Raw genomic sequence first — 13320 nt, 5'->3', positions numbered from 1 at the left:
GTATTACAATAAAAAGCTTGGATTTTTTGATTCTAATTTGTTCAGTCATTTGTGCAGTCAGATGTTACCATCTGACTGATAAAGTAAATTTCAATGTGGAATTGCAATAGCAACTCCAATGCTTATTATCTCTGAGAACGAGATTCAAGAGGTTGTATCATAATATAGATTTGTCATCCTGAGCCTGTCGAAGGACCCGCTTAAATACGCTTTAAGGTGTTTCGACAGGCTCAACATGACAGCAACTGAGGTGAAATCGCCATTATGATATACCCTCCCACCAGCATATAATATTCATAATAATTACCACAAATTTCAATGTAGGCTTAAAAAGGCTCGGAATGAAAAATTTCCAGGTTAATACAGCGCAAACCAATACTGTTAAAGAGTTCGGTGATTTCTTTTGTCCAATCTCTTGGCGAATCTACCCTGAGGATTTTATCAGAATCCCATAAATCGATATTCCATTTAATTTCTTTGAACTGGCTGTTCAGCAATGGGCTGATTACGTTTAACTCGTTATCCGTGGATACATTTGTTTTGAAAACGGCTATCATATAGAAAAGTTTTTAGGTTTGTTGGAACTGTAGACGTACAACTTTAGAAATTACTTTAAATACGATTGATTTTTTTATCTTTTTATTTGATGCAATCTATTTAGTCGCTTTAATGATAGCTCTACAAAAAAAATAAAATAATGCATTATGAGAGTTGATCGTAAAAATACAATCTGATGAGCTGGGTAAGGCCAGCTTACTTGCGGCATTAGAAAAATTGACCCTTCAGCAAGGAAAATTGATTCAATTGTGGTTTTATGATGGTTAGGGTTATGAAGAAGTAGCTAAAAGAAGATAATTAAGTGTTTGCACAGCATAGAACCGTTTATGACGTCTTGAATTCCCCCGTGCACACTTTAAATTTTAGTAGTTTCCAATTGCATTTTAAGGCTATTTTAAAATAAAACTAAAAAAAAGCAAAAAAACTTGGTAAAAGTTTAAGGTTCTGCACACTGATATTAAAAGTGAGAGCAATGATTGACGGGTATATATACCCAGAAGATTTTTTTAATTAATGATATCTTTAAGCAATATTGCGAAAGTAGCAGCAAAAACTGTGATCAGTGATACAGGTTTTAAATCGATAAAAGCTGTTCCACAATATTAAACTTAATCCATTTAAACTAAATTTATAGACCTTACAGGTTTCCAAAATCTATAAAATCTGATTATTATTATATCACACACAAATGAAAATATATTTTATTGCCTTATTCTTATGCATTGGTCATCAGCTGCATGCCCAAACCATTGATGTTACCCAATTTGGTGCCAGGCCCAACAGTTTTGCCGATGCTACTGCAAGTGTGAAAAAAGCTATTGATGCTACTAAAGGGCAAGCTAAATCTGTACTTAATTTCCCAAAAGGGAGGTATGATTTTTGGCCCGATAGTGCTACCGAAACACATTATTACATATCCAACACATCCTCAGAAGAAGAAGTCCCGATAAAAAAACAAAGAGTCGGCTTATACCTGAAAGACCTAAAAAATGTGATTTTAGAGGGTAATGGATCTGTTTTTATCTTTCATGGAAAAATGATCACCTGGGTAATTGATGGTAGCGAAAACATCAGGTTTCAGAATCTGTCGATTAATTATGAGCGCCCCGGTATGTCAGAAATGACTTTGCAGGAGATTACACCAACATCAGTTACAGCTAACATTCATCCTGACAGCAAATTTGCCATTGTGAACGGTCGATTGGAATGGTACGGCGAAAAATGGATCGCTAAAAACCACCATGCGGTACTCGYAAGGCCAAGTGTTGGCACTTTACTTTATAGCAACTGGGAAGTTTTTTCTAAAAGTAAAGCTGAAAACATTGGTCCGCTCAAGGTAAAATTTACTGGCGATTTTTCAAAATTTAGGGCACAACTCGGTGATGTATTAACTGTTAGAGACCGTTACCGCGATTATGTGGGCGCATTTAATAACCGCTCTAAAAATATTAGCCTGCACAATATTAAAATGTATTCAATGCATGGTTTAGGCATTGTATCTCAATTTTCCGAAAACTTAAATTACGACAGTGTTTTTGTAGCGCCAGAACCAGGAAGCGGCCGTGTAATTGCTTCGTCGGCAGATGGCATGCATTTCTCGGGTTGTAAAGGACAAATTACCATCAATAATTGCCGCTTTAATGGCATGCACGATGATCCGGTTAACGTACACGGTACACATTTAAAAGTTAGCGAAATTGTATCGCCCAATACCTTAAAATTAAAATTTATGCACCACCAGAGTTATGGGTTTGCTGCTTTTATACCAGGAGATACGGTAGCTTATCTGCATAGTGCCGCACTTCAAATTTACGCTCAAGGTGTAATCAAAACGGCAAAACTAATTTCGGAAAGGGAGATGTTGGTAGAAATGGAAAAACCATTTTCGAGTGAACTTAAAATGGGTGATGCTTTAGAAAACATAACCTGGACTCCATCGGTAAAAATTACAAATTCTAGGTTTGAGGGAACGATATCGCGGGGAACGCTGATTACAACGCGACGTAAGGTATTGATAGAAAACAACGTATATTACCGTACTGGTATGCACGCGATTTTGATTGAAAATGATGCTATGGGCTGGTACGAATCGGGCCCGGTAACGGATGTAACCATTCGCAACAACCAGTTTATAGAATGTGGTTTTAATAGCACGCCCGATAGCTACGCCATTAAGATTAATCCCGAAAACAGTGAGTTGGTAAAAAAATACTACGTACACCGAAACATCAGGATCGAAAACAATACTTTTAAACTGTACGATTATCCTTTATTATCGGCAAAAAGCACAAATGGACTAACTTTTATCAATAATAAGATAGAAAGGTCAGATTTTATGCCATCAGGTAAAAAACGTCCAGCGTTTAACTTTTTAGCCTGTACAGGTATCCGGATTAAGAGCAATCAGTTCGGTGCAGAAAAACCAGAAATACGATTGAAGGAAATGCTTGAAGATGATATCAAATCAGACATTAAGTTCGAAATTCCTGTTAAGAATTAATGAATGTCAATGGTAATTATTGTGTGTATTTGCTGAATAAATAGTTTATTGTTTGTTTTTTTTAATGAATTGCACGCTTTGCCATCTGCTTTATTTTTTCTTACCTTCAGATTTTAAGGCTTATGGTAAAAGATGAAATAATTTTGTATAAAAAGGCTTGGGACCCTGGCAATTGTTCATGTATGGTCAGTCTGTTTTTGGTTTCATTTATTGTTATGGTTATTATTTCCTTTTTTTCGGAAGATAAATGGACCTTATCTATCTCCCTTTATGCTTCTGCCATACTAACTTTTATATTAGTAACCGTAAGAGTAGTGGGGTATTGGGCTCAGCGTGAAGAAAAAACAGTGCTATTAACGGTATGTGAAGAAGGAATTCATTACCATGAGCATACTGCCCTTATCCAATGGAAAGTTATAACCGATATACAGATTGTTAACCGTGAACTTTCGGTTTCTGTTGGCGCTTCACCTGTATTGGATTTTACATTAAATTTATTGGACACCGACCTGCAGGAAACGTTCGACGATTTCTGCCAGTTGCTTAACCGGTATTATTATCCCAAAACCGTTTATATCTACGAATCTTCAGTTTCTTGTGGCTGCTAAATAATTCAAGATGAAACCTGAATATATAACGATATTACCTGATGAAATAGGTGTAAATTATGCAGATGATCCTTTGTGGCAACGGATTTATGACTATTCGCCGGATAATGAAGATTTTGCAATCCCTTTTTCGCGGAAATTAGCTGTTACTGAGGGCTGGACAAGACGGTTTACTTTACTGGCGATAGCAGAGTATAAGCGTTTTGTGTATCTCTGCTGCATATCGCAGAACGGGGCATCGCCTTCTGTTGTGGTTGATAGGGTATGGCATATGCATCTGCTATATACGGTAGAGTACTGGGAAAAATTCTGTCCAGTGGTTTTGGGACGGAATTTACATCATTATCCCAACGTGGGGGGTATTGTGGAATACAATAAACATCAGGATTGGTATTTGGAAACATTAAAACTTTACCTGCTTATTTTCAAAGAAAATCCTCCTCCTGATTTTTGGAGAATACCCAAGGATATTTTACCATATTTATTAGATAAGAAAGATGCCACCTCTTCACAAAACAGTAAGAAATCGTTTTGCAATAGAATTATAGGCATTATAATACGTAGATTTCAGTTTCTCAGTAGTTTTATGATTATGACAGATAAAGAGCGGAAAAAATCAGTGTAAACGACTTTAAGCGATTATTCCTCATAAACGAAGAACAAGAAGTACCCTTTCGATATCAAAATAGGTATAAACGACACCTTATAAATTAGCTTAACACATAAGGAATTTAAGAAAATATAAGGCTATTGAGCTTATATGTGTTATATGGTTCAATTAAAAAAACCTTCGTCGAATTATTCTTATTTCCGAGTAAAATTATCCATTAACTTCATGGTAATCAACGCATCTTCGCCACTGCACGGGTTTTCTCTTTTGACTAAAAAGTAATCAACTACTTTTTCAATCATGGGTTGTTGCACATGTTGCAAAGGCTCAAATATAAATTCTTCCGTCTGATCCGTTGTAACCGTAATTTTATTGCCAAACATCGGGAAACTGATATTACCTTTAGAACCATAAATCACGCAAATATCGGCCTGATCTTGTGCGGCAACAGAAAAACACCAGGTACCGCTGAAAACAACTCCATTTTCGAAATGTATATTTCCCGCAACCAGATCATCAATCTCAGTGTTTTCCTGTTGTCTGGTGGCAACACCCATAGCATTTTTTACAGCACCGAAATAATAAGTCATGAGATCTAATTGATGCGGAGCCAGGTCATGAAATAAACCACCACCAGAAATGGCTGGTTTGATCCGCCAATTRTCGGCTGTTTTGGTAATTAGTGCAGGGTTAGGCGGCTGGAGCATTTTTAACCGGACTAAACGAACATCGCCAATGGTATGTGCAGCCAATAGTTCTTTAACTTTTAAGAACATTGGTTGTGCACGGCGGTAATGGGCCACGCAAAGCTTTATCTTTAGCTGATTAGCAGCATCAGTCATGCGTTGAGCAGCATTAGCATCTAAAGTCATGGGTTTTTCTACATATACCGGCTTGCCAGCTTTTAAAGCCTCGATGGTATAAGCTTCGTGCTGTAAAGGTGGGGTAGCAATGTAAATGGCATTAACCTCCGGATCGTTAATCAGTTGAGAGGCATTGTTATACCATTTCGGAACATTGTGTCTTTTTGCATAATCTGCTGCTTTGGTACTATCAAGGCGCATTACGGCCACCAATTTAGAATTGGCTACCTTATTAAAAGCTGGCCCGCTTTTTACTTCGGTCACATCTCCACAGCCAATAATGCCCCATCTGATTTCTTCCATTATATAATCGATTTGAAAGGTTGAATTTAGAAAATATTGCCTGGAAAATATGCTCAATCGATAGAAAGCTTTGTAAAAAAGAAAAGGGATTCACTTTGGGAGTGATCCCTAATCAACTAACCAAACAAACTATTCCGGAAACCACGCCGGAATCAATTTATAAACGAAAGAATTAGGAGATTGTTTTAACGGTTTTGTCTATTTAGTGTATTTTTTCAAAAAAGAAAAATAAAACCTTTATCCGGAATTATAGCCTTCCTTTTTTTTAGCTTTGTATTATGCAAAATCTTTCCAAGAAACTTCAGATTGATCTTATAGAACTTAAGGCAAAATATGCCTTTATTATGGATGAACTGGAAGTAACATTTGCAGATGCTTACCTGTCGAAATTGCAAGCTAAACAACGCCTGGCCGAGCAGATGATGATAGAAATGGAGAGGATATTGGCTGGCGAAGCCGGAGCGCATGAAAACTAACCCATTAAACTAAATCAGCGGATACAACAATAGCGACTCAACAAGGAAATGAATATTTTTGTCTGTTGAAGGATTTTGTGCCGCGTAAAAATAAACCAATCCGCTAATAAAGAGGTAGTTTTTGATATTAACCCGAAGGTGATGAAGCGCTGCGGTTATCTGATTTTCGACGCTTCGTTTAGAAATATTAAGTTTCTCGGCAATTTCGATATTTGTTAAATTTTCTTCCCTGCTCATTAAGAAAATTTCCCTGCAACGTTTAGGCAACATTCGTAAATATCCGCTAATCTGTGTTTTTAGCGCCGATACGTTAAGCCATTCCTCACCATTATTAATGGCGTAGGCCGATTCGTTTTCCAGATTTTCATCCGTRAAAATTACACTTCTTGCTAATTTTTTACTTCTGATCACTTTATACACATGATACCTTGCTGCCGCTTTAAGGTAACTTTTAAAATCCCTGATCTCGAGCACTTCTCTTTTGAGCCATATATTGAGAAAAATATCCTGCACAATGTTTTCGCATTCATTTTCATCCTGCAAATAGTGCGAAGCTGTAGCTATCAAGGTAGGAAAGTACCGATCAAATAATATTTTAAATGCTTTTTGATTCCCGAATTTAATGGCCTCCCATAATTCGCGCTCGTCTGCCTCTAGATGGATAGGTTTCATTTATGCAAAGTTCATTGATCAAGATAAAGAATTTGTTAAGCTAATATAAATATTTTGAACGATATCTTAATTCTCAATCATTTTAGGCTTGTTAAATATTTTTTAAAAAAATAAGTGTGTGTGGGTGGAGCTGTGGCTCTATGATGAAAAGCGCTTTACATGACAAAACAGGAATATATCATTCTCTATCAAAAATCACTTCAAGGAAAGTGTACACCAGAAGAAATAGAAAGCTTAAATGCTTATGAAGATGATTTCGAACTGATTGAAAGCACAAAGCCGGGTGGCGAGCAGGCCGAACGCATATTCTCGCAGATCATTGAAACGGTTGGTGAGCGCAAGCGTATAAAACCATTTATACTGTGGACGAAGATGGCAGCAGCAGCGGCAATATTGGTTTTTATTGTATCAACAGTTTTTTACTTCAATACTAACCATAAAAATGAGAAGAATGTGGTGGTATTAAATCATGCAAAAACGATCAAGCCTGGTTCTGATAAAGCCATACTTACGCTTGGTAACGGACAACAGATTGTACTAAATACTGCAGCTCAAGGGCAAATAGCTTCAGAAAGTGGTACTACCATCAATAAAACCGCCGATGGAACATTGGCTTACGATGTTATTTCTGAAGCATCACAAGAAGTGGCGCTTAATACAGTATCGATTCCAAGAGGAGGGCAATATTCTCTTGTACTTCCTGATGGTTCTAAAGTTTGGTTAAACGCCGCTAGTTCCATCCGCTTTCCAACGCGGTTTACGGGTAACAGCCGTGAGGTAGAGCTCGATGGTGAGGCCTATTTTGAAGTAGCAAAGAACAAACAAATGCCTTTTTATGTAAAAGCACAGGATATGAAGCTAAAGGTACTGGGTACACACTTTAATATAATGGCCTATAAAGACGAAGCTTTTATTAAAACTACGCTATTGGAAGGAAAAGTGATGCTCACATCAGCTTCAGCCGTTACCTATCTTAAACCTGGCGAAGAAGGGGTTTTATATGAAAACAAGTTTACTGTGAACAAAGCAGATATAGAGCAGACCATGGCTTGGAAGAATGGCTATTTCTTGTTTAATGAAGAAAATTTATCATCAGTAATGCGCAAAATTTCGAGATGGTACGACATAGATATTGTATACAATACCCATAATAACAAATTATCATACACAGGTTCGGTATCGAAGTTTAAAGATATTTCTGAAGTACTAAAAGTGCTCAGTCTTACAGGAACGGTAAAATTCAACATTGCAGAAAGGAGGGTAACAGTTATCAACTAAATTTTTGCCCTAAACAACAAAACGGATTAACCACCCACTAAACAAACCATACAAAATGAATTTTTTTTACTTAAAAAGAACCAGGCTAAGTTCCATGTTTCAACCACTTAAAGTGATGCGACTAACGATTGCCGTATTATTAATCTTCTGCGTCCAGGTAAGAGCATCCCTTTACGCACAGAAGATAAACTTCTCGCTAAAAGGAGCTTCATTGAAAGAAATTTTTCAGGAAATTAAAAAGCAGAGCGGATATGACTTTTTATATAACAACGAAATGATCGGTGAGGCCGGAACTTTCAATGTAACGGTAAAAGACATGACCATACAACAGGTAATGGACAAAAGTCTTGAAAGCCTGCCGCTTAGCTATGCCATAGAGCAGCACACCATTGTAATTACGAAAAAGGCGCTACCGCAAAAGCTTGATATTAAGGGCACGATTACTGATGAAATCGGAACCGGAATACCTGGAGCAAGTATTGTGAACGAAAGTTCTAAAAAAGCAGTGTCATCTGATGATATGGGCCGATTTAGTATTGTAGCTTTTGCTGGCGATAAAATAAAGGTACGGATGGTAGGCTATGAAGATTACAGTTTCACTATTGGAAGCCAAACAACTTATACGATTAGTTTAAAACCGTCAACCGTTGGACTGAATGATGTGGTTATAGTTGGTTATGGAACACAGCGCAAAGCAAATGTAACGGGAGCTATATCGCAGGTTGATGCCAAGGTTTTGGAAGATAGGCCTATTACGGCGGTTTCTACAGGTTTGCAAGGTACCATTACCGGGCTTACCACTATTGGCGGTAGCGGGCAACCAGGTGCTACACATTCGGTATTAAGGATAAGAGGAACAGGAACCACCAATAATCCAAATCCTTTTGTATTGATTGATGGTGTACCAGGTGATATGAACTGGATTAATCCGGATGATATAGAAAGCGTAACCGTGCTTAAAGATGCCGCATCTTCATCAATATATGGCTCCAGGGCTGCAAATGGTGTAATTTTGGTTACCACAAAGAAAGGTAAGTTTAATCAGAAGGCAGTTATTTCGTATAACGGTTATTATGGTTTTCAAACACCAACACGTTTGCCTAAAATGTTAGGCTCAGTTGACTATATGACACTGCTTGGCGAGGCACAGATAAATGCAGGTCTTCCGAAATCTTATACCGATGCCCAGATTGAGGTGGCACGTAATGGTTCTGATCCTAATTATTTTGCCAACACCAACTGGACAGATGCATTGATTAAAGATTATGCTCCTCAACAGAATCACAGCATTAACGTGCAGGGAGGAAGCAGCGATTTTAATTATTATTTTTCTTACGGAAGAGAAAACCAGGATGGCCTAATTGCCGGCGATCAATATAAGTTTGCAAAAAACAATGCCAGGATAAAGCTATCGGCTTTAAAGCTCCTTTCCTTATTGGATGTTGATGTGAATTTGGGTTATTTAGACCGTAACCAGAATCAGCCAGCTGCCGATACTGATGGCGGTGCCGGTGCTATTTATACTGCATTTACCAGTTCACCATTAACACCTGTACGGTTTACTACCGGTACCTGGGGTTATGGCGGTGGATCTAGTAATCCTTTRGCAATTGCTACCGATGGCGGTTTCAATAATTTTTTCTCTAAAGAATTTACTTCCAACATTACGGGAACATTGCACGTGCTTAAAGGTTTGGATCTCAAATCGCAATATGGTTTAATTGCCAGTTCTCAAAAAAGACGGACATTTAATCGGAGGATCGATTATTTCAATCCAGCTACCAATGCCATTATTTACACCACCAGTCCGAACAATTCGCTGAGGGAAGTTGCCACAACTACCACCTTGCAAAATTTCTCTATGCAGGCAGATTACACGCTTAATTTAGACGAACATCACATTAAGCTGCTGGGCGGTTATCAACAGGAGACGTATCGTTTTGATGCCTTCTCAGCAGCTAAAACCAATTTGGTTAGTGATGATGTACCGGTACTGAATATTGGATCACTGAACCCAACGGCAACAGGCGATGCCTATCAATATGCTTTGCAATCGCTTTTTTCGAGGGTTAACTACGATTATGCCGGAAAATATCTGGTAGAGTTTAATATGCGCTATGATGGATCTTCGCGTTATGCGCCTGGAAAAAAATGGGGTGTATTCCCTTCAGTTTCTGCAGGCTGGAGATTTAGCGAAGAAAGCTTTATAAAAGACAATAGCCGGTCCTGGTTTAGCGATGGTAAAATCCGCGCTTCTTACGGATCATTGGGTAATCAGTATGGAGCAGATGGACCAGCTTATTCTGAGTGGTATCCATATATTAAAGTATTAACCAGTGTGGGTACCATGCCAATTGGTAATATCCTGACTACTGGTTTTGCACAGACTATACTTTCTAATCCCTTGTTAAGATGGGAAAAAGCCACGATGCTCAATGTGGGCATGGATCTGGCCTTTTTTAACAACCGACTTACTTTTACCGGAGATATTTTTAATAAAAAGACGGTAGATATACAACTTAAAGTGCCACAGCCTGATGTAATAGGCCTTACCGTTCCCGATCAGAATGCGGGTGCCATATCAAACAAAGGATATGAATTGAGCCTGGGTTGGAACGATAAGATTGGAAATTTTAAATATGGCATTACCGGACAGTTTTTTGATATCAAAAATACAGTTACCGATTTGGGCGGTGTTCCCCCAACCATTGGCGACAGAATCCGTCAGGTAGGGCAACCGCTTGATGCTTTTTATGGTTACCGCACAGATGGATTAGCTCAAGAGACTGATTTTACCAAAGATGCCGCAGGAAAATACGTGCCAAAGTTTCCAGTCTTTGCTGCAGATGCAGGTAAAGTGGCACCTGGCGATCTTAAATACCGTGATTTGAATGGCGATGGTTTGATTAGTGCCGATTTAGACCGTGAGGTAATTGGCGATGCTTACCCTCGGTATAATTATTCTTTCAGGTTAGATGCTGCTTATCATAATTTTGATCTGAGTGTATTTTTACAAGGGGTAGGCATGGCAAATGGCTATATTACCGGAGTGGGTTTGCATGCTTATAATGCCGATGCTGCATTTCCTCAAGAAGTGCATATGGATAGATGGACCCCACAAAATACTGGAGGTTCATACCCACGTTTCGTATATAAAGATACCCGCAACACTGGAAGATTGGCCGATTATTGGTTACAGGATGCTGCTTATTTAAGGGTGAAAAACCTGCAGCTGGGTTATACTATCCCTGGAAATTTCTTGCAGAAGATTCACATAGATAGGCTAAGGGTTTACGCTTCGGCCGATAACTTGTTTACCGATACCAATTTCTTTTATGCTTACGATCCTGAATCGCAGGCAACCAGTGGCGGATTATACCCTCAGGTTAAAACGTTCATTTTCGGTCTTTCGATTAAGTTAAAATAAACCACCCATGAAAAATCAAAATCAATATATAAACAGCCGCAGATCATTTTTAAAAGCAACGGGTTTGTTGGGCGGTGCTGCACTGATTCCTTCCTTTTTCTTAGCCAGTTGTAAAAAAGGATTTCTTGATCGTGAACCGCTGGATTCGGTAACCGATATCAGTTTCTGGAAAACAGAAGAACAACTGAAACTGGCTGCAAATGCCTGTTACAGCAATTTAAGAAACAATAATACCATCGCCATGGAAAAAATATGGGCGACAATACCATTTATCCCCCTAATTCAGAATATCAGGCCATTTCTGCAGGTAATTACGATTTTACTTCTGGGACATTAAACTCCGAGTGGGTAAATTTATATGCTGCCATCAGGCGTTGTAACCATTTTCTCGAAAATTACACCAAAGCCACCAATATCAGTGCAACTGCCTTGGCGCAGTATGCGGGAGAAGTAAGGTTTTTAAGGGCTTTTATGTATACTTATCTGATCTTCCTTTTCGGTGATGTGCCGCTAATCTCTAAAACGCTCGATATTGGTGATGAAGAAGTATTTGGTCCACGTAATAAAAGGGCAGAAGTGCTCGAATTTGTTTTTGCCGATTTAGATGCAGCAGCGATTGGGCTTCCAACTGCTTATACTTCTGCTGATCTTGGTCGTATCACCAAAGGTGCCGCATTTGCCTGGAAAGCCAGAGTAGCACTCTTTTTCGAAAAATGGAGCATTGCCGAGGCTGCCGCTAAATCAGTAATGGATCTGAATGTTTATCAGCTATATACAGCTGGTGGTACAGCCAAATGTTATAACGATCTTTTTACCTACAAAGGAAAATTAGCCGCTGGTGCCAACAAAGAAACCATTTTCGCAAGACCAAATGTTGCCGGCGTAAGTGTGCACAATACCAGTCGCGAAATTCAGGTGCCCGATCAAACGAGCCGCTACTCACCAACCAAATCGTTGGTAGATAGTTATTTATGTACAGACGGACTTCCGATAGATAAATCGCCATTGTATAGCGAAAGCACTTATGCTGATATCTTTAAAAACAGAGATCCACGTATGAACCAAACCATATTAACACCTGGTTGGGCTTGGGGCGGACAAGATGATGGTGATGCCGATGCCACTACAAATCCGATATTTAATACTCCTAAATGGAACGCCGATAAAAAGGGTTGTATAACAGGAACTGGGTTTTACTTTAGCAAATACGTAGAAGTTGCTGCTGTGGGTACGGTAAGCCAGGACTCGAACGATATCCATCATATCCGTTATGCAGAAGTACTGCTTACTTTAGCAGAGGCGAGGTTGGAGCAAGGTACACTTACCCAAACTGATATTGATAATACCATTAATAAGTTGCGCGACCGCGTGGGAATGAAACGAATGGTAATTACCGAACTTGTGGCAGCTGGGTTAGATTTAAGAACCGAAATCAGACGCGAAAGAAGGGTTGAACTTGCACTTGAAGGACAGCGCTATTACGACATACTCCGCTGGAAACAAGGCGATTTATTGGCTCAGGATGTAAAGGGCATGAAGAAAAGTTTGGTTGAAAGTTTTAACCAGCAATATGTAGCTACCATTGCAACAGATGCAAATGGGTATTTTGTGGTAAACACAGGTAGAAAATTTGTTGCTCCTAAAAATTATCTTTGGCCAATTCCAATTACACAATTGCAACGCAACCCAGTACTGGGACAAAATCCAGGCTGGTAACTAATTTAAGAGGTTGTATCATTAATGTAGAACTGTCATCTTTGGGCCTATCCACTTTATCAGGAAGTTCAACAGAGATGGATTCGAATCGAAATTTAAATTTTATGATACAGCCTCTTTTTATTTATTAATTTAACCCAATATGAAATTATACTCTTTTTTAATACTAAGCATTTGCCTTTTGGGCGCTTGTTCACCTAAGATCAACGGACAAGCTGAATCAAAGCGCAGTAATGTACTGCGTGTCATGTCTTATAACCTTCACCATTGCAACCCTCTATCAAAAGAGAAAGAAGGCCTTATTGATGT

General features: G+C 38.7%; 11 protein-coding genes. 8 read left to right on the top strand and 3 right to left on the bottom strand.

The genetic code is table 11. The features are described from left to right. Nucleotides 1-326: 326 nt before the first annotated feature. Nucleotides 327-557, bottom strand: a complete 231-nt coding sequence (locus AC1DND_RS04780; RefSeq protein WP_036669980.1) for a hypothetical protein — start codon at nt 555-557, stop codon at nt 327-329. Between the two features lie 689 nt (nt 558-1246). Between AC1DND_RS04780 and AC1DND_RS04775 the strand changes: the two genes are divergently transcribed. The 3 genes from AC1DND_RS04775 to AC1DND_RS04765 all read left to right on the top strand — a co-directional run bounded on the left by AC1DND_RS04775 (nt 1247) and on the right by AC1DND_RS04765 (nt 4291). Continuing rightward, on the top strand, nt 1247-3058 hold the full coding sequence (locus tag AC1DND_RS04775; protein ID WP_477579560.1) for a right-handed parallel beta-helix repeat-containing protein: 1812 nt from the start codon (nt 1247-1249) through the stop codon (nt 3056-3058). A gap of 215 nt (nt 3059-3273) precedes the next feature. Then, on the top strand, nt 3274-3666 hold the full coding sequence (locus tag AC1DND_RS04770) for a hypothetical protein (RefSeq protein ID WP_477579558.1): 393 nt from the start codon (nt 3274-3276) through the stop codon (nt 3664-3666). 10 nt (nt 3667-3676) lie between these two features. Then, nucleotides 3677-4291 (top strand): glycine-rich domain-containing protein, encoded by a 615-nt coding sequence (locus tag AC1DND_RS04765; protein ID WP_477579556.1) that lies wholly within the window; start codon nt 3677-3679, stop codon nt 4289-4291. A gap of 179 nt (nt 4292-4470) precedes the next feature. Here AC1DND_RS04765 and AC1DND_RS04760 read toward each other — a convergent pair whose 3' ends face one another. Then, complete coding sequence (locus AC1DND_RS04760; protein ID WP_477579554.1) at nt 4471-5442, bottom strand: Gfo/Idh/MocA family protein; 972 nt, start codon at nt 5440-5442, stop codon at nt 4471-4473. Nucleotides 5443-5720: 278 nt separating this feature from the next. On the opposite strand from AC1DND_RS04760, the gene AC1DND_RS04755 reads away from it, so the two are divergent. Continuing rightward, on the top strand, nt 5721-5918 hold the full coding sequence (locus AC1DND_RS04755) for a hypothetical protein (protein ID WP_029277580.1): 198 nt from the start codon (nt 5721-5723) through the stop codon (nt 5916-5918). A 9-nt stretch (nt 5919-5927) separates the two neighbouring features. Here the strand turns inward: AC1DND_RS04755 and AC1DND_RS04750 are convergent, their stop codons facing one another. Continuing rightward, nucleotides 5928-6590, bottom strand: coding sequence for an RNA polymerase sigma factor (locus AC1DND_RS04750; RefSeq protein WP_477579552.1), 663 nt, complete (start codon nt 6588-6590; stop codon nt 5928-5930). 159 nt (nt 6591-6749) lie between these two features. Between AC1DND_RS04750 and AC1DND_RS04745 the strand changes: the two genes are divergently transcribed. Genes AC1DND_RS04745 through AC1DND_RS04730 form a run of 4 tightly spaced genes read left to right on the top strand, consistent with a single transcriptional unit; the run spans nt 6750 to nt 13011 of the window. Next, nucleotides 6750-7868, top strand: a complete 1119-nt coding sequence (locus tag AC1DND_RS04745; protein ID WP_477579551.1) for a FecR family protein — start codon at nt 6750-6752, stop codon at nt 7866-7868. A gap of 55 nt (nt 7869-7923) precedes the next feature. Further along, nucleotides 7924-11295 (top strand): TonB-dependent receptor, encoded by a 3372-nt coding sequence (locus AC1DND_RS04740; RefSeq protein ID WP_477579549.1) that lies wholly within the window; start codon nt 7924-7926, stop codon nt 11293-11295. Nucleotides 11296-11302: 7 nt separating this feature from the next. Then, nucleotides 11303-11632, top strand: coding sequence for a twin-arginine translocation signal domain-containing protein (locus AC1DND_RS04735; RefSeq protein ID WP_477579547.1), 330 nt, complete (start codon nt 11303-11305; stop codon nt 11630-11632). Beyond that, on the top strand, nt 11548-13011 hold the full coding sequence (locus AC1DND_RS04730) for a RagB/SusD family nutrient uptake outer membrane protein (RefSeq protein WP_477579545.1): 1464 nt from the start codon (nt 11548-11550) through the stop codon (nt 13009-13011). The genes AC1DND_RS04735 and AC1DND_RS04730 overlap by 85 nt, the downstream gene beginning before the upstream one ends. Nucleotides 13012-13320 lie beyond the last annotated feature (309 nt).

The sequence above is a fragment of the Pedobacter sp. 01N416 genome (assembly GCF_056399685.1).
This window is presented reverse-complemented; position numbering and strand designations above follow the sequence as displayed.